The sequence below is a fragment of the Streptococcus sp. HMSC074F05 genome, from assembly GCF_001808725.1.
In the GTDB taxonomy this organism is placed as follows: Bacteria; Bacillota; Bacilli; order Lactobacillales; family Streptococcaceae; genus Streptococcus; species Streptococcus parasanguinis_I.
The window spans coordinates 1,058,075-1,074,495 of sequence record NZ_KV794411.1 but is presented as its reverse complement, the minus strand read 5'-3'; the positions used below and the strand labels follow the sequence as shown (position 1 = coordinate 1,074,495).

At 42.1% G+C, this 16,421-nt stretch carries 17 protein-coding genes; all 17 read left to right on the top strand.

What is annotated here, in order from left to right; translation table 11 throughout:
- Positions 1–40 precede the first annotated feature (40 nt).
- The 17 genes from gatC (at position 41) to HMPREF2685_RS08845 (ending at position 16,380) form a co-directional block, all read left to right on the top strand.
- A complete protein-coding gene (gene gatC / locus HMPREF2685_RS08925) occupies positions 41–343 on the top strand; it encodes an Asp-tRNA(Asn)/Glu-tRNA(Gln) amidotransferase subunit GatC (protein WP_002884769.1) in 303 nt (100 codons plus the stop codon).
- On the top strand, positions 343–1,809 hold the full coding sequence (gene gatA / locus HMPREF2685_RS08920) for an Asp-tRNA(Asn)/Glu-tRNA(Gln) amidotransferase subunit GatA (protein ID WP_021153759.1): 1,467 nt from the start codon (positions 343–345) through the stop codon (positions 1,807–1,809). The genes gatC and gatA overlap by 1 nt, the downstream gene beginning before the upstream one ends.
- Positions 1,809–3,254: an Asp-tRNA(Asn)/Glu-tRNA(Gln) amidotransferase subunit GatB gene (gene gatB / locus HMPREF2685_RS08915; protein WP_070466465.1), complete on the top strand. Its 1,446-nt coding sequence runs from the start codon at positions 1,809–1,811 to the stop codon at positions 3,252–3,254. Before gatA ends, gatB begins: the two co-directional genes overlap by 1 nt.
- 339 nt (positions 3,255–3,593) lie before the next feature.
- Positions 3,594–4,232 carry a TetR/AcrR family transcriptional regulator gene (locus HMPREF2685_RS08910; RefSeq protein WP_070466463.1) on the top strand — a complete coding sequence of 213 codons (639 nt, stop codon included), beginning with the start codon at positions 3,594–3,596 and terminating at the stop codon, positions 4,230–4,232.
- Positions 4,232–4,615: a hypothetical protein gene (locus HMPREF2685_RS08905; RefSeq protein WP_070466460.1), complete on the top strand. Its 384-nt coding sequence runs from the start codon at positions 4,232–4,234 to the stop codon at positions 4,613–4,615. The genes HMPREF2685_RS08910 and HMPREF2685_RS08905 overlap by 1 nt, the downstream gene beginning before the upstream one ends.
- A 137-nt stretch (positions 4,616–4,752) precedes the next feature.
- Positions 4,753–5,796 (top strand): 2,3-butanediol dehydrogenase, encoded by a 1,044-nt coding sequence (locus HMPREF2685_RS08900; RefSeq protein WP_070449886.1) that lies wholly within the window; start codon positions 4,753–4,755, stop codon positions 5,794–5,796.
- Positions 5,797–5,890: 94 nt separating this feature from the next.
- Positions 5,891–6,802 carry a DMT family transporter gene (locus tag HMPREF2685_RS08895; protein WP_070449882.1) on the top strand — a complete coding sequence of 304 codons (912 nt, stop codon included), beginning with the start codon at positions 5,891–5,893 and terminating at the stop codon, positions 6,800–6,802.
- Between the two features lie 154 nt (positions 6,803–6,956).
- Positions 6,957–8,045 carry a DUF4352 domain-containing protein gene (locus HMPREF2685_RS08890; RefSeq protein WP_070466457.1) on the top strand — a complete coding sequence of 363 codons (1,089 nt, stop codon included), beginning with the start codon at positions 6,957–6,959 and terminating at the stop codon, positions 8,043–8,045.
- A 145-nt stretch (positions 8,046–8,190) separates the two neighbouring features.
- Positions 8,191–9,336, top strand: coding sequence for an amidohydrolase (locus HMPREF2685_RS08885; RefSeq protein WP_070466455.1), 1,146 nt, complete (start codon positions 8,191–8,193; stop codon positions 9,334–9,336).
- A gap of 120 nt (positions 9,337–9,456) precedes the next feature.
- On the top strand, positions 9,457–10,284 hold the full coding sequence (locus HMPREF2685_RS08880; protein ID WP_070466453.1) for an amino acid ABC transporter substrate-binding protein: 828 nt from the start codon (positions 9,457–9,459) through the stop codon (positions 10,282–10,284).
- A 24-nt stretch (positions 10,285–10,308) separates the two neighbouring features.
- The gene (locus tag HMPREF2685_RS08875) at positions 10,309–11,172 is read left to right on the top strand and encodes a MetQ/NlpA family ABC transporter substrate-binding protein (RefSeq protein WP_070466451.1); all 864 of its coding nucleotides are present in this window, start codon (positions 10,309–10,311) and stop codon (positions 11,170–11,172) included.
- A gap of 72 nt (positions 11,173–11,244) precedes the next feature.
- On the top strand, positions 11,245–12,618 hold the full coding sequence (locus HMPREF2685_RS08870) for a M20/M25/M40 family metallo-hydrolase (protein WP_061591055.1): 1,374 nt from the start codon (positions 11,245–11,247) through the stop codon (positions 12,616–12,618).
- Positions 12,611–13,678, top strand: a complete 1,068-nt coding sequence (locus tag HMPREF2685_RS08865; protein ID WP_061591056.1) for a methionine ABC transporter ATP-binding protein — start codon at positions 12,611–12,613, stop codon at positions 13,676–13,678. Before HMPREF2685_RS08870 ends, HMPREF2685_RS08865 begins: the two co-directional genes overlap by 8 nt.
- Positions 13,675–14,367 (top strand): methionine ABC transporter permease, encoded by a 693-nt coding sequence (locus HMPREF2685_RS08860; RefSeq protein WP_003008487.1) that lies wholly within the window; start codon positions 13,675–13,677, stop codon positions 14,365–14,367. The genes HMPREF2685_RS08865 and HMPREF2685_RS08860 overlap by 4 nt, the downstream gene beginning before the upstream one ends.
- Positions 14,368–14,379: 12 nt before the next feature.
- The gene (locus tag HMPREF2685_RS08855) at positions 14,380–14,976 is read left to right on the top strand and encodes an MptD family putative ECF transporter S component (protein ID WP_070466449.1); all 597 of its coding nucleotides are present in this window, start codon (positions 14,380–14,382) and stop codon (positions 14,974–14,976) included.
- Positions 14,966–15,814, top strand: a complete 849-nt coding sequence (locus tag HMPREF2685_RS08850; protein WP_070466447.1) for an SAM hydrolase/SAM-dependent halogenase family protein — start codon at positions 14,966–14,968, stop codon at positions 15,812–15,814. The genes HMPREF2685_RS08855 and HMPREF2685_RS08850 overlap by 11 nt, the downstream gene beginning before the upstream one ends.
- 14 nt (positions 15,815–15,828) lie before the next feature.
- Positions 15,829–16,380, top strand: coding sequence for an ECF-type riboflavin transporter substrate-binding protein (locus HMPREF2685_RS08845; RefSeq protein ID WP_049472837.1), 552 nt, complete (start codon positions 15,829–15,831; stop codon positions 16,378–16,380).
- The last annotated feature ends 41 nt before the right edge of the window (positions 16,381–16,421 follow it).

The following is a 16,421-nucleotide window of genomic DNA, read 5'->3' as shown; positions in this document are numbered from 1 at the left end:
GAGGGTATTGAAAAATCATCATTTCACGAAAGGAAGCAAGATGAAAATAACGCAAGAAGAGGTAACCCACGTTGCCAATCTTTCAAAATTGAAATTCTCTCCAGAAGAGACAGCTGAGTTTGCGACAACCTTGTCTAAAATTGTCGACATGGTGGAATTGTTGGAAGAAGTGGACACAACAGGCGTTGCTCCAACAACGACCATGGCGGATCGTAAGACTGTATTGCGTCCGGATGTTGCTGAAAAAGGGACTGACCGAGACCGCTTGTTTAAAAATGTACCTGAAAAAGATAACTACTACATCAAGGTACCAGCTATCCTAGAAGATGGAGGAGATGCCTAATGTCATTCAACCATAAAACCATTGAAGAGTTGCACGACCTCCTTGTCTCTAAGGAAATTTCGGCAACCGAATTGACACAAGCTACGCTTGAAGATATCAAGGCGCGTGAAGAAGCGGTTAATGCCTTTGTAACGGTGGCCGAAGAAGCAGCTCTTGCACAAGCCAAGGCCATTGATGAAAAAGGAATCGATGCAGACAACCTCCTGTCAGGGATTCCACTCGCTGTCAAAGACAATATCTCAACAGATGGTATCTTGACAACTGCGGCTTCAAAAATGCTCTATAACTACGAGCCAATCTTTGATGCGACAGCGGTTGCCAATGCCAAAGCCAAAGATATGATTGTCATCGGAAAGACCAACATGGATGAATTTGCCATGGGTGGATCTGGTGAAACTTCTTACTATGGACCAACCAAGAATGCATGGGACCACAGCAAGGTGCCTGGTGGATCTTCTAGTGGTTCAGCAGCTTCTGTCGCTTCAGGTCAAGTCCGTTTGTCCCTTGGTTCAGATACAGGTGGTTCTATCCGTCAACCGGCTGCTTTTAATGGGATTGTTGGTCTCAAACCAACTTATGGAACAGTTTCCCGTTTTGGTCTCATTGCTTTTGGTAGCTCACTCGACCAAATTGGGCCGTTTGCACCAACGGTTAAGGAAAATGCGCTCTTGCTTAATGTTATTGCCAGTGAAGATGATAAAGATTCAACTTCAGCGCCAGTGCGCGTAGCAGACTATACTTCTAAGATTGGTCAAGACATTAAAGGCATGAAGATTGCCCTTCCGAAGGAATACCTTGGGGAAGGGATTGACCCAGAAGTCAAAGAAACTATCCTTAAAGCGGCCAAACACTTTGAAAAATTGGGAGCAACTGTCGAAGAAGTCAGCTTGCCTCATTCTAAATACGGAGTTGCCGTATACTACATCATCGCTTCATCTGAAGCTTCTTCAAACTTGCAACGTTTCGATGGGATTCGCTATGGTTTCCGTGCAGAAGATGCTAAAAACTTGGATGATATCTACGTGAACACTCGTAGCCAAGGCTTTGGTGATGAGGTCAAACGCCGTATCATGCTTGGTACCTTTAGTTTGTCATCTGGTTACTACGATGCTTACTACAAGAAAGCTGGTCAAGTCCGTACCCTTATTATCCAAGACTTCGAAAAAGTCTTTGCGGATTACGACCTTATCCTTGGTCCAACAGCTCCTAGCGTAGCCTTTGATTTGGATTCGCTCAACCATGATCCGGTAGCCATGTACTTGGCTGACCTCTTGACCATTCCAGTCAACTTGGCAGGCCTTCCAGGGATTTCGATTCCTGCAGGTTTTGCGCAAGGTCTTCCAGTTGGTTTGCAGTTGATTGGTCCTAAGTATTCTGAAGAAACCATCTACCAAGCTGCAGCTGCCTTTGAAGCTACGACGGATTACCACAAGCAACAACCCCTTATTTTCGGAGGTGACAATTAATGAACTTTGAAACAGTCATCGGACTTGAAGTCCACGTTGAATTGAATACAAACTCAAAAATTTTCTCACCAACCTCTGCTCACTTTGGGAACGAGCAAAATGCCAATACCAATGTGATTGACTGGTCTTTCCCAGGGGTGCTTCCTGTCTTGAACAAGGGTGTTGTGGATGCTGGTATCAAGGCTGCTTTGGCGCTGAATATGGATATCCATCAGCACATGCACTTTGACCGGAAGAACTATTTCTACCCTGATAATCCAAAGGCCTACCAAATTTCGCAATTTGACGAGCCAATCGGTTACAACGGTTGGATTGAAGTGCAATTGGAAGACGGCTCAACTAAGAAAATTGGGATTGAACGGGCCCACTTGGAAGAAGATGCTGGTAAGAACACCCACGGAACAGACGGTTTCTCTTATGTAGACCTCAACCGTCAGGGAGTGCCGTTGATCGAAATCGTTTCTGAAGCAGATATGCGTTCTCCTGAAGAAGCCTACGCCTATTTGACAGCCCTCAAAGAAGTTATCCAATACACTGGTATTTCAGACGTCAAGATGGAAGAAGGATCGATGCGGGTGGATGCCAACATTTCCCTTCGCCCATACGGCCAAGAGGAATTTGGTACCAAGACGGAGTTGAAAAACTTGAACTCCTTCTCAAACGTCCGTAAAGGTCTTGAATACGAAGTGGAGCGCCAAGCGAAAATCTTGCGTTCAGGTGGGGTCATTCGTCAAGAAACACGCCGTTATGATGAAGCTAATAAGAGTACCATTCTTATGCGTGTTAAAGAAGGGGCAGCGGACTATCGTTACTTCCCAGAACCAGACCTACCACTCTTTGAAATCTCAGATGAGTGGATTGAGGAAATGCGTACGGAGTTGCCAGAGTTTCCAAAAGACCGTCGTGCTCGCTACGTGGCAGAGCTTGGCTTGTCTGACTATGATGCCAACCAATTGACAGCGACGAAAGTTACTTCTGACTTCTTTGAAGCAGCTGTAGCCCTTGGTGGCGATGCCAAACAAGTGTCTAACTGGCTCCAAGGGGAAGTCGCACAATTCTTGAACGCAGAAGGCAAAACGCTGGAAGAAATCCAATTGACACCAGAAAACTTGGTTGAAATGATTGCCATTATCGAAGATGGAACCATTTCATCTAAGATTGCCAAGAAAGTCTTCGTTCACTTGGCGAAAAACGGTGGCGGCGCGCGTGAATACGTCGAAAAAGCTGGTCTGGTACAGATTTCAGATCCTGAAGTCTTGATACCAATCATCCACCAAGTCTTTGCAGACAATGAAGCAGCCGTAGCTGACTTCAAGTCAGGGAAACGGAATGCGGACAAGGCCTTTACAGGCTTCCTCATGAAAGCAACCAAAGGTCAAGCCAACCCACAAGTAGCCCTCAAGTTACTTGCCCAAGAATTGGCGAAGTTGAAAGAAGATAAATAAAAGGAACAGGTACCGAATGGTGTCTGTCAGATTAAGGGCAAAGACATCTTGGAAACTTTCCTTAAGTGAGTGCGGACGTCAGCGAACTTCGAAGAAGTTCCATGACTAATTATTGAGCCTAGGGTCTCAATAATTCCGAGTACCTGAAACAATTACGTTTCAGGTACTTTTCTCACAGCGGAAAGTTTCAGTATATATTTACATTCTAACAGGCACCTTTTAGTGTCTGTTTTTACTTTTTGAGAGGGAATGAAAAATGGAATTTAATTAACAAAGTCTTCTTAATTTAATAAAATTAAAAACAGACCGACGGTCTGTTTTTAAAGAAGGGGGAGTTACTTGAAACAAGAAATAAAATCAAAAAGAAGTAAAGATCAAATTATTCAAGCAGCCTTGTCCTTGTTTTCAAATAAAGGCTATAAAGAAACAACGATGGCTGATTTAGTAACAGTGACAGGATTGTCAAAAGGGGCTGTTTACCATCACTTCAAAAGTAAAGAAGAGATTCTACAACTCTTAATGGAAAAAGAAACGATTTCCCTCTCAACTTTTCTAGAAGAATTGTCAAAGAACGAAGGAGTTTCATCAACAGACCGCCTATTACAATTAGTTGATTATTTAATAGGCAATGAGAATATGAAACAACTTACGGGCATTGACTGGGCACAAAAGATACCGTTCGGCTTGTTGTTTTCTTTAAAAAATACGGTAAATGTTCTTTCCAAATATGTAGGAATAATCATTCATCAAGGAAATGAGAAGGGCGAGTTTTCTTGTAAATATCCTTTAGAGACAGCTACAACACTATCTCTATTAATTGATGTGTGGCTTGATCCAACTATATCAGGTGAAGAAATGATCTCATTCTCACAAAAATTAGACTATATTGCATTTTATTTAAATAGTAGCGGTGTTCCTGTTTTAACAGAAAACAAGTATCAAGAGATTAATCAGTTTTTTCTTAAAGGAGGAAGATGATGAATCGGCTATTGAGATTCTTATTTATTTTACTTATCATCGCCATGACTGGAGCGATTATCTTCCAGCTATTCTTTCCATCCTATATGGGAAGTCATTCGGGATATGGTGTTTCTGTCGGTTGGCAACGGGAGATTGGGATTTGGAATGTGGCGGTCCTTGTGATCCTGATTGCTGTCAATCTCAAATACGATTGGTTTTATCTTCGAACGGTTCTATTGGCTTTGATCATTGGTGGGTTTGGAATTGGGACCAATCATCTTTTCAGTTATTTTCACTATCATCTGCCGGTCAATGGGATTGGTGCGCTTGAAAATTATCTCCTTGTCCTTGGTTGGATTGTTGGCTGGAGAATAGAGAATTCACGAATCAAGAAGAGGTAAGAAGGAGCAGTCGAAGGGCGGCTCTTTTTTCATCTTCAGTTTTTTCTTGACAAAGTTTGTGAAAAGGCTTACAATGGATTTGTTGAGTTTCCTGAAAAGGAAAATGCAAATCATGGAAATATAAAGGAGATTATCCTATGGCTACTATGAAAGCAGCTCGCTGGCATGCAGCAAAAGACGTTCGTATCGAAGAAGTGGAAGTACCTGAAGTACAACCACATCAAGTAAAAGTGGCAGTTAAGTTCACAGGGATCTGTGGGACGGACTTGCATGAATATTTGGATGGACCGATCTTCATCCCAACTGAAGAACATGTGTATTCTGGTCAAAAAGCACCGGTTACTTTGGGACATGAATTCTCTGGTGAAATTGTAGAAGTCGGAAGTGATGTGACTCGTGTCAAAGTTGGGGATCGCGTGACGATTGAACCAATTTTGGCAAAACATAACCTAATCGGTGACTATAACCTTGATCCAAACTTGAACTTTGTCGGCCTTGCTGCAGATGGTGGTTTTGCCAAATATTGTGTCCTTGACGGTGACATTGTCCATGTGATTCCAGATGGCTTGAGCTATGAACAAGCTGCGCTTACAGAACCTGCAGCTGTGGCTGTTTATGCCGTTCGTCAATCTGCATTGAAAACTGGGGATACAGCCGTTATCTTTGGCTTGGGTCCAATCGGTCTTTTGATTGTTGAAGCCCTTCGTGCAGCAGGAGCATCAAAAATCTATGCGGTTGAATTATCTCCTGAACGCCAAGCGAAAGCGGAAGAATTGGGAGCAATCGTTGTTCGCCCAGAAGAAGGAGAAACAATCGTCGAAGCCATCCATCGCTTGACAGGTGGTGGAGCAGATGTTTCTTATGAAGTGACTGGAGTTCCAGTTGTTTTAGGTCAAGCCCTTGCAGCTGTTCATAAAGCTGGGGAATGTATGGTCGTATCTATCTGGGAACGTGAAGCTAGCATCAATCCAAATGAATTCGCTATCCAAGAAAAATCTCTCAAAGGAATTATTGCCTACCGTCATATTTTCCCTAAAGTATTGGAATTGATGGAACAAGGCTACTTCTCTGCTGAAAAATTGGTTACCAAGAAAATTAAATTGGAAAATATCGTTGAAGAAGGATTTATTGAATTAACACAAGATAAATCTCAAATCAAGATTTTGGTTCAACCTGAATAAGCGAATAAATTTATATGAAATATATGAGGCTGAAACGTTTCGTTTCGGCCTTTTATGATACAATAAAAGTAAGGAACAGATTTAGGAGGGGACTATGTCAAAGACGATGAAAGGAACACTCATGACCTTGATCGCCGGGATCGCTTGGGGACTATCCGGAGTTAGCGGGCAATATTTAATGGTTCATGGATTTTCGGCTATTGAGTTAACAAATCTCCGTTTGCTTTTTTCTGGAATTGTCCTTATTCTTCTTTCCTACGTTGCAGATAAGGAGAAGTTTTTGGCCTTTGCCAAAGATAAATCTTCCTACCTTCCCCTTCTTATTTTTGCCTTTTTAGGATTGTTATTGACTCAGTTGACCTATTTAGAGGCGATTGCTGAAACCAATGCTGGGACTGCTACGGTGTTACAGTATCTCTGTCCAGTGGGAATTTTAGCCTATACCTGTATCATTGATAAGGTGGCCCCTACACTAGCAGAAGTGTTTTCGATGCTTCTAGCGATTGGTGGCACATTCTTAATAGCAACCCATGGTCAACTCAATCAATTGGCCATCAATCCCAAAGGTTTGGCTTGGGGAGTGGTGTCAGCATTTGCCTATGCCCTTTACATCATTCTACCTCTGAACTTAATTCAAAAATGGGGAAGCATGCTGGTGATTGGAGTTGGGATGACTATTCCAGGAATCCTAATGCTCCCTTTTAGTGGTCTTCTCTCTTCTTCTGGAAACTACAGACTCGATACCTGGATGGCCCTTTTTGGCTTGGTGGTGATTGGGACGATTTTTGCCTATACAGCCTTTCTGAAAGGAACCTCTTTGGTAGGAGCCGTTAAAGGAAGCTTGCTGGCGTCCTTTGAGCCTGTTTCGGCAGTTTTCTTTGCCTTTGTCATTATGAAGGAGCATTTTTTTATGGTTGATGTGATTGGGATGGCCATGATCCTCCTTGCAGTTCTCTTGATTTCCCTCAAGGATTTCATGATTCAAAAAGAAAAAGGAATCTTGTAAAACCAAAACCAATCATATTTTAGTTAAAAGGTTGAGACGAAGGTCTTGGCCTTTTTGTAATCCTCGCCCTCTGAGGGAGAGTTATCACTATATAGCGTATACATCGCTAGAAAAAGATGTTAAAATAGAACAAAACTTTTTTAAGGAGATGAGGATGAAAAAGATTTTTAAATGGACCCTATTTGCTGTAGCGACCTTGAGTTTAGCGGCTTGTGGAATCAGTGCTCAAAAGACAAATTCGCAGCAAGCAAAGACAGAAAAAGCAGTGAAAAGCTCTGCATCTGACGGTCAAGTCGAGGTGAGTTTAAAAGGAGGGCAATACATCAAACCACCTGTCCTCAATGACTCAGAAGACGGAAGCTATTTAGCCCTTCAATTGGAATTTAAAAATGTTGCCAAAGAATCTATCAACGTGTCAGATTCAGATATCACCATTTACGATGCGAATAATAACAAGGTCAAATTGCAGTCAGGAATTTATGACCACAGTGAAGCCTTCCAACTGCTCAAGAGTGATCAGTTGGCCCAGGATAAAAAATTAACCGGCTATATCGTTTTTCCAGTCGAAAAAGGTAAAAAATATGAAGTGCAGTATGAACGAAAAACCCATAGCTCTGATAAAAAATCCAAGCCTTTAAAATTTGCGGTGGATTCTTCTCAGTATGAGGACAAGGTGGAAGCTTCCACTATTCTAGCAGATGAATACATCAATCAAGTTTACTTCAGTGGCCAACGAAAGGTCAAAAAGGATGACGCTTTTGTTTTGGGAACTGATTTGAAAAAGGAACGCAGTGATTTCCGTGCGAAATTTGCGGCTGATTTTACTCGTCAATTGCATGATTACCAATTCCCTGAAGAAGAAGTGACCCAGTTTATCGATGCTTATGAAAAAGAAAATGCTAAGCGTGCGAAATTAACCTATAAGGTTAAACAATATCTCCCGGACAAGGTGGTCATTAGTCTAAATCCTGAGACGGTCAGCATGGAAAAGACGATCTTAAACCACATGCAGACCTTCTATCAGGAACATCGAAAAGACTATCCAGGGATCATCGAGGCGAATCAGGCTCAAAACAAAGCCTATAGAGAGGAAATGATGGCTTCTCTTGCAGATCGCCCCTTGACGACGCCGGATCGATACGACTACCAGTTGACCTTTGTTAAGAAAGATGGCAAATGGGAAGTAGAAAAAGCCTACAATAGTGATAGCTTTATGGAAAAATTCGAGGGAAATCTTTCTTAATGCTGAAGTTGGCACTCCTAGGACATGAATCTAGGAGTGTTTTTGTCTATAGCTTTAAACTATATCAAAATCCAAGAAACAGGAATTAGACGGAAACACCTATTAGTGATAAAATAATTTTAAGTTCGAAAGGAGATGAAGGCTTGTGTCTTTTTCTTATGAAGAGTTAGCAGAGATTCGCCACTATATCCACCAACACCCAGAATTGTCTGGTCAAGAATACCAGACAACCGCCTTTCTAAAAGAGCGTCTTGAAGAGTTGGGGATTCGTATTTTAGAGAGTAGATTAAAAACTGGTCTGATTGCAGAAATTGGGTCCGGCCAACCGGTGGTGGCACTTCGAGCAGATATCGATGCCCTTCCGATTTTGGAACAAACGAATCTGCCCTACCAAAGTCAGAATCCAGGCGTCATGCATGCCTGTGGCCATGATTTTCATCAAACCAGTCTTCTGGGAGCAGCAGCTCTTCTCAAGGAAAAAGAAGACCAGCTTGAAGGGACCGTACGCTTGATCTTTCAACCAGCAGAAGAAATCTCAGAAGGTGCTTCTGATGTTTTGGCAACAGGACTGTTGGAGGATGTTCAAGGAATTATTGGTTTTCACAATATTCCCCAGCTAAAAGCAGGGCAACTTGCCTTGAATGCTGGAGCCATGATGGCAGGGGTTGAGAAATTCAAGGTTACTGTGACAGGGGTTAGTAGTCATGCTGCGAGACCAGATTTAGGAGTTGACACTGTAACGGCCGTCACAACCATGGTTCAGAACTTACAATTATTAATTTCACGGACCGTTTCTCCCTTTGAAACAGCTGTTTTGTCCATTACGCACCTGGATGTGGGTTCAACCTGGAATGTACTCCCAAAATCAGGCTATTTTGAAGGAACGATTCGCTCCTTTAATCCGAGTGTGCAAAGAGAGTTGAAGGAACATTTTATTTCGATCATTCGACACATTGCAGAAAGTCTGGAAGTAGATGTAGCTTTTGAGTGGGGTGTGACACCTCCCGTTACCTTTAACGATGAGGAATTGACGCAGGTGGTTTGGGAAGCTTCACAAGACTTGGCTGAAGTGATTCCAGCAAATCCTTCTACTGCTGGAGAAGACTTCGCCTTTTACCAAGAGCGAATTCCTGGAGTCTTTGCCTTTATTGGTTCGAATGGAGAGCCGGATGCGCCAGACCTCCATCATGATCACATGACCATCGATGATGCAGCCTTTGAGGTTTCGGTTCCCTATTATGTTGAAAATGCGCAAGCTTTATTGCGGTATTTTAAAGCCAAAGAAGTGTGATAAAGAAAAACTATCACCTCCATAAAAAATATATATTGGGCAAGTAAATGCTTTTTTGATAAAATTAAAAAATACTTTTAAAATGGCGTTTTATGTGCCTGAAACGAATAAGGAGATCCTATGAATCTAAAAAAAATGATTAAGTATTCTGCTTTAGGATTAGTTGCAGTCCTTGCAACCAGTGCTTTAGTAGCATGTTCATCTGGTAAATCAGCCAGTGGTAAGAAAACCATTGAAGTTGGGACTGTTGGAACAACCAAACCATTCTCTTACGAAGAAAAAGACGGCAAGCTAACCGGTTATGAAATCGAAGTTTTGCGTGAAATCTTCAAAGGTTCAGACAAATATGAAGTAAACTTTAACAAAACAGAGTGGTCTTCAGTCTTCGCTGGCTTAGATAGTGACCGTTTCCAAATCGGTGCCAACAACATTAGCTACTCAAAAGAGCGAGAAGAAAAATACCTCTATCCAAATCCATATGCTCGTAATCCATTAGTATTGGTCGTACCAAAAGATTCTTCTATTAAATCTTTGGATGACATTGGTGGCAAGAAAACAGAAGTTGTTCAAGGAACATCTACTGCTAAACAATTAGAAGATTACAATAAAAAACATTCAGATAATCCAACTGACTTGCAATACACAGATGGAACCATTCAACCCATCATGGCTAATCTAGCGGATGGTCGTACAGATTACAAGATCTTCGAACGGATCTCAGTAGATACCATCATTCGTGATCAAGGCTATGACAACTTGAAAGTTATCGAACTTCCAAGCGACCAACAACCTTATGTGTATCCAATTATTGCAAAAGAAGATAAAGATCTTCAAAAATTTGTCAACAAACGTATCAAGGAACTCTATGACAATGGAACCCTTGAAAAACTGTCTAAAAAATACTTTGGTGGAGTTTATCTACCAGAAGCAAAAGATATTAAAGAATAATATTTAATTAAAGGAGACTTCAAAATGAAATTGAAAAAAATTCTTGGTTTAACAGCTCTTGCAGCTATTGCAACATTTGCTCTTGTAGCATGTGGTTCTTCAAAATCATCTAGCAAAGATGGTGAAACAACTGTAAAAGTGGGTGTTATGACTTTGAGCGACACTGAAAAAGCTCGTTGGGATCAAGTTCAAAAGAACTTGGATGACGCTAAAACAGGAATCAAATTGGAATTCACTCAATTTACAGACTACTCACAACCAAACGTGGCTGTAAAAGATGGTAGCGTGGATATCAATGCTTTCCAACACTACAACTTCCTTGATAACTGGAATTCTAAAAACGACAAAGCCCTTGTTGCAGTAGCAGATACTTACATCGCTCCAATCCGTCTTTACTCTGGTACAGAAAACGGTAAAAACAAATACACTTCTATCAAAGAAATTCCTAAAGGTGGAACAATCGCTGTACCAAATGACCCAACAAATGAAAGCCGTGCCTTGTATGTCTTGCAATCAGCAGGTTTGATTAAATTGGATACCAAAGATGGACAATTGGCAAACGTATCAAATATCAAAGAAAATTCAAAAGATTTGAAGATCTCTGAATTGGATGCTTCACAAACACCATCTGCTCTTCCATCAGTAGATGCTGCTGTCATCAACAATACCTTCGTTCGTGAAGCAGGCGTTGATTTCAAAAAAGCTATCTATGTTGAAAAGAAAGACAACAACTCAAAACAATGGTACAATTTGATCGCTGCTAAGAAAGATTGGGAAAAATCTGATAAAGCAAAAGCTATCAAAGAAATCATCAAAGCCTATCACAAAGACAATGTGAAGAAAGTGATCGAAGAATCTTCAGAAGGAATGGACCAACCAGTCTTTTAAGATTCGATCTCAAGTGTATGAAGGAGGTGGAGAAGCAATTCTCTACCTCTTATCGTGTATTAGGAGGAATGCATGCCTTTTGCAACAGAAGCGGAACAAATTCGAAAATTTGAAAATGATGAGGTCGCACAACATTATTTTGAAGTGTTGCGAACCTTGATTTCAAAAAAATCCATCTTTGCTCAACAAGTAGGTCTCAAGGAAGTGGCCAACTATTTGGGGGAAATTTTTACAGCTGCAGGAGCCAAAGTCGAAGTTGATGATAGCTACACAGCCCCTTTTGTGATTGCCAAATTTTTCTCCCCAAATCCAGACGCAAAAACCATCATCTTCTATAACCACTATGATACAGTACCAGCGGATGGAGACCAACCTTGGACGGGAGATCCTTTTACCTTATCGGTTCATTACGGGACCATGTACGGTCGAGGGGTTGATGATGACAAGGGACATATCACAGCTCGTCTCACAGCTCTTCGAAAATACATTCGTGAAAGTGGCGATTTGCCAGTCAATATCACCTTTATCATCGAAGGGGCAGAGGAGTCCGCATCGACTGACTTGGATAAATACTTGGCCAAACATAAGAAACACTTGCGTGGGGCGGACCTCCTAGTTTGGGAACAAGGTACCCGAAATAATCAGGGTCAGTTGGAAATTTCCGGTGGTAGCAAAGGGATCGTCACATTTGATATGGTGGTGAAGAGTGCAGAAGTGGATATCCATTCCAGCTATGGTGGCGTGGTGGACTCTGCTTCTTGGTATTTGTTAAATGCTATCGCCAGTCTTCGTGACAAAGAAGGCCGAATCTTGGTGGATGGGATTTATGATCAGATCCAAGAACCCAATGAACGCGAGCTAGCTTTGATTGAGCAATATGCCAACAAAGGACCAGAAGATGTAGCGGAAACCTATGGTCTAACCCTTCCAATCTTGAAGGAAGATCGAAAAGAATTCCTGCGCCGTTTCTATTTTGAACCAGCCTTGAATATTGAAGGTTTTGGTTCTGGTTACCAAGGTCAAGGTGTCAAGACCATTCTTCCAGCAGAGGCACGTGCTAAGATGGAGGTGCGCTTGGTTCCAGGACTAGATCCCAAAGATGTCTTAGAAAAGATCAAGCAGCAATTGAAGAAAAATGGCTATGATCAGGTCGAATTGGTCTACACTCTCGGTGAAATGAGTTACCGAAGTGATATGAGTGCCCCATCGATTTTAAATGTTATTCAGCTGGCCAAAGATTTCTATAGAGAAGGGGTTTCAGTTCTTCCTACAACAGCGGGAACAGGACCAATGCATACGGTATTTGAGGCTTTGCAGGTACCGATGGCAGCCTTTGGAATTGGCAATGCCAATAGCCGTGACCATGGGGGCGATGAAAATGTGAAAATCGCCGATTATTACACCCATATTGAATTGATAAAGGAGTTAATAGCAAGTTATGAGTAAAGCAATGATTCAGCTGGACCACATTGATGTGACCTTCCAGCAAAAGAAACGTCAGATTCAAGCTGTCAAAGATGTGACCATTCAGATCAATGAAGGCGATATCTATGGGATTGTGGGTTATTCCGGAGCCGGAAAATCGACCTTGGTTCGGGTGATCAATCTCTTGCAAGTGCCTAGCGCCGGAACCATTACTGTGGATGGAGATGTGATTTATCAAGATCAGGTGACCTTAAAACCAGCTGCCCTAAGAGAGAAACGTCGGGATATCGGGATGATCTTCCAACACTTTAACCTGATGGCTCAAATGACTGTCGCAGAAAATGTTGCTTTCGCCCTCAAGCATTCTAAATTAAACAAAGAACAAAAGAATGAGAAAGTGGCGAAATTGTTGGAACTAGTTGGTCTAGCTGACCGTGCAGAGAATTACCCAGCCCAATTGTCTGGTGGACAAAAGCAGCGGGTAGCGATTGCGCGTGCCCTTGCCAATGATCCAAAGATTTTGATCTCAGATGAGTCAACTTCAGCCTTGGATCCAAAGACGACCAAACAAATTCTAGCTCTGTTGCAAGAATTGAACAAGAAACTTGGTTTAACCATTGTCTTGATCACCCATGAGATGCAAATTGTCAAAGATATTGCCAACCGGGTAGCTGTCATGCAAAATGGCGAACTGATTGAAGAAGGGTCTGTTTTAGATATCTTCTCGAATCCGAAAAATGCTTTGACGCAAGACTTTATCACCGTTGCAACAGGAATCGATGAAGCCATGGTGAAAATCAATCAACAAGCGATTGTTAAGAACTTGCCTGATGATTCGATGTTGGCGCATCTCAAGTATGCAGGTTCTGTGACAGATACAGCCATCATCAATGATATTTACAAGCAGTACCAAGTATCTGCCAACATTTTATTTGGGAACATCGAGATCCTCGATAACACACCTGTTGGAGAATTGGTGGTCATCTTATCAGGTGAAAATCAAAATCTGGAAACGGCCAAAGCTGAGTTAGAAAATGCAGGAGTTTCCGTGACTATTGTGAAAGATGGGAGAAAAGCATGATCCAGTTAATTCAAACATATTTACCAAATGTCTATAAATTAGGGTGGTCTGGCCAGTATGGATGGGGCACTGCTATTTACTTGACTCTTTACATGACCGTTATTTCCTTCATTATTGGTGGATTTTTAGGTTTGGTGACAGGGCTTTTGTTAGTCTTGACCCGTCCAGGTGGTGTCATCGAAAATAGAATCGTTTTCCAAATTTTGGATAAGATTACTTCCTTGTTCCGCGCTATTCCTTTTATTATCTTGTTGGCCTTTATTAATCCCTTGACCTACTTGCTCTTGAAAAATACCATCGGTCCTACAGCGGCCCTTGTTCCGCTATCTTTGGCTGTCTTTCCATTCTTTGCCCGCCAAGTCCAAGTGGTCTTGTCCGAGTTGGATGGAGGGGTGATTGAAGCAGCACAAGCCAGTGGGGCAACCTTCTGGGATATTGTCGGAGTCTACCTGCGTGAAGGGCTTCCTGATTTGATCCGTGTAACAACAGTGACCATCATTTCCTTGATTGGAGAAACCGCCATGGCGGGTGCCGTTGGTGCTGGAGGATTAGGAACCTTGGCCATCAACTACGGGAAAAACATGTTTAACAATGATGTCATCTTTGTGGCGACCTTATTGATCCTGATTCTGATCGTTCTGGTCCAATTTATCGGGGACTTCCTTTCGAAGAAAATTAGCCACCGTTAGGATCAGTATCCAATGAATAGAATAAACGTGAATCAAATAAAACAAGTTGGAGCCTTCACTTTCCTCTATTTTCTTGCGATTGGACTGGGGGTCTTAGTTGGAAATCTGGTCGATCATCAAGGAAATATGTTTTATGCTCCTGCCTTTTCAGCCCTGTTTGGCGGGACGATCTACCGCTATTATCTAGAAAAAATAAAAGGAGTTGGATCTATCTTTATAGTTGGCTGCGTGATCGGATCCTTCTTCCTCTTTTCGCGTCATGGTGCAGGTGCCTTTATTCCAGCCTTGATCGCCGGAAGTTTTGCGGAGATGGTCGCCTCAAGTGGTCGTTTTCGCTCGAATTTACGAAATGCCTTGTCTTTTGTTATTTTTGCCTTTGCGACAACAGGGCCCATTCTTATGATGTGGTTCTATCCAGCCAGTTACCGCATGTCGTTACTGGATCGTGGTAAATCGATAGACTATGTCAATCGGGTGATGGTATCACCAGATCTAGCGACCATCACTTGGTTTGTCCTCACGGTCATACTGGGTGCTGGATTAGGATGGGGACTATCGAACTTCCTTCTTCCATTATTGGACAAAAAAGGAGATAAAGATGCACAATAATTTACTAGTTCTTCAGTCAGACTTTGGTTTGGTGGATGGAGCAGTATCCGCTATGATTGGGGTTGCTTTAGAAGAATCACCAACCCTTAAAATTCACCACTTAACTCATGATATTACCCCCTACAATATCTTTGAAGGGAGTTACCGTCTCTTTCAGACAGTAGATTACTGGCCAGAAGGGACGACCTTTGTTTCGGTGGTCGATCCTGGTGTCGGTTCCAAACGAAAGAGTGTCGTAGCTAAAACGGCGAAAAATCAATACATTGTCACTCCGGATAATGGCACTCTCTCTTTTATCAAGAAACATGTAGGGATTGTTGCTATCCGTGAGATTTCAGAGGTGAAGAATCGTCGAGCCAATACAGAGTTTTCTTATACCTTCCATGGCCGTGATGTCTACGCCTATACAGGAGCTAAGTTGGCCAGTGGCCATATTAGTTTTGAAGACGTCGGACCAGAACTCAGTGTCGAACACATTGTAGAAATCCCAGTGGTGGAAACGGTTATGGAGGACAATCTTGTCAAAGGAGCAGTTGACATCTTGGATGTGCGCTTTGGTTCTCTCTGGACTTCGATTACCCGAGAAGAGTTCAATCATTTGAAACCTGAATTTGGGGAACGCTTTGAAGTGACCATCTATAACAATGACATGCTGGTTTACCAAAACCAAGTAACCTACGGTAAGTCTTTCGCCGACGTGCGGATTGGACAGCCAATCCTTTATATCAATTCCCTTTACCGTGTTGGTCTTGCCATCAACCAGGGATCCTTTGCCAAGGCCTATAATGTAGGAGTTGGGGCTTCTTGGCATATCGAGATTAGAAAAATGGAAAATTAATAGGAGATATCAGAATGAAACAGAAATCATTATTTTCAATTAAAGATGTTGTAGCTATTGGGGTTGGAGCAGCCCTCTTTGTCGTGATTGCTATGTTGCAAATCCCTGCACCTGCACCGAATACGAGCATTCAGTTGCAATATGCCCTTCAAGCTCTCTTTAGTGTAGTTTTTGGTCCGATTGTCGGTTTCTTAATCGGCTTGATTGGTCATGCCATTAAGGATGCTATGTCAGGTGGTCTTTGGTGGACTTGGATCATTTCAAGTGGTTTGTTTGGACTTTTTGTTGGTTTCTTCCGCAAACAAATCGGTGAATTTAAAGGGGAAGTGACAAAGAAAGAATTAATTGTCTTTAACATCGTTCAAATCGTATCCAACCTTGTGATCTGGGGCTTGATTGCTCCGGTTGGAGATGTCTTGATCTACAAGGAAAGTGCCAATAAAGTCTTCCTACAAGGTGTTGTTGCGGGTTCTTTTAATGCATTAACAGTGGCTGTTGCAGGTTCTCTTCTCTTGATCGCTTATGCACGGACTCAAACAAAAGATGGAAGTTTGACCAAAGATTAAATGTACAGAAGATAAGAGAGTGGGACAGAAATCGGTAATTC

Coding starts and splice junctions, on each gene's coding strand:
- gatC (WP_002884769.1), top strand. CDS start 41: ATGAAAATAACGCAAGAAGAGGTAACCCACGTTGCCAATCTTTCAAAA.
- gatA (WP_021153759.1), top strand. CDS start 343: ATGTCATTCAACCATAAAACCATTGAAGAGTTGCACGACCTCCTTGTC.
- gatB (WP_070466465.1), top strand. CDS start 1,809: ATGAACTTTGAAACAGTCATCGGACTTGAAGTCCACGTTGAATTGAAT.
- HMPREF2685_RS08905 (WP_070466460.1), top strand. CDS start 4,232: ATGAATCGGCTATTGAGATTCTTATTTATTTTACTTATCATCGCCATG.
- HMPREF2685_RS08900 (WP_070449886.1), top strand. CDS start 4,753: ATGGCTACTATGAAAGCAGCTCGCTGGCATGCAGCAAAAGACGTTCGT.
- HMPREF2685_RS08895 (WP_070449882.1), top strand. CDS start 5,891: ATGTCAAAGACGATGAAAGGAACACTCATGACCTTGATCGCCGGGATC.
- HMPREF2685_RS08890 (WP_070466457.1), top strand. CDS start 6,957: ATGAAAAAGATTTTTAAATGGACCCTATTTGCTGTAGCGACCTTGAGT.
- HMPREF2685_RS08880 (WP_070466453.1), top strand. CDS start 9,457: ATGAATCTAAAAAAAATGATTAAGTATTCTGCTTTAGGATTAGTTGCA.
- HMPREF2685_RS08875 (WP_070466451.1), top strand. CDS start 10,309: ATGAAATTGAAAAAAATTCTTGGTTTAACAGCTCTTGCAGCTATTGCA.
- HMPREF2685_RS08870 (WP_061591055.1), top strand. CDS start 11,245: ATGCCTTTTGCAACAGAAGCGGAACAAATTCGAAAATTTGAAAATGAT.
- HMPREF2685_RS08865 (WP_061591056.1), top strand. CDS start 12,611: ATGAGTAAAGCAATGATTCAGCTGGACCACATTGATGTGACCTTCCAG.
- HMPREF2685_RS08860 (WP_003008487.1), top strand. CDS start 13,675: ATGATCCAGTTAATTCAAACATATTTACCAAATGTCTATAAATTAGGG.
- HMPREF2685_RS08855 (WP_070466449.1), top strand. CDS start 14,380: ATGAATAGAATAAACGTGAATCAAATAAAACAAGTTGGAGCCTTCACT.
- HMPREF2685_RS08850 (WP_070466447.1), top strand. CDS start 14,966: ATGCACAATAATTTACTAGTTCTTCAGTCAGACTTTGGTTTGGTGGAT.
- HMPREF2685_RS08845 (WP_049472837.1), top strand. CDS start 15,829: ATGAAACAGAAATCATTATTTTCAATTAAAGATGTTGTAGCTATTGGG.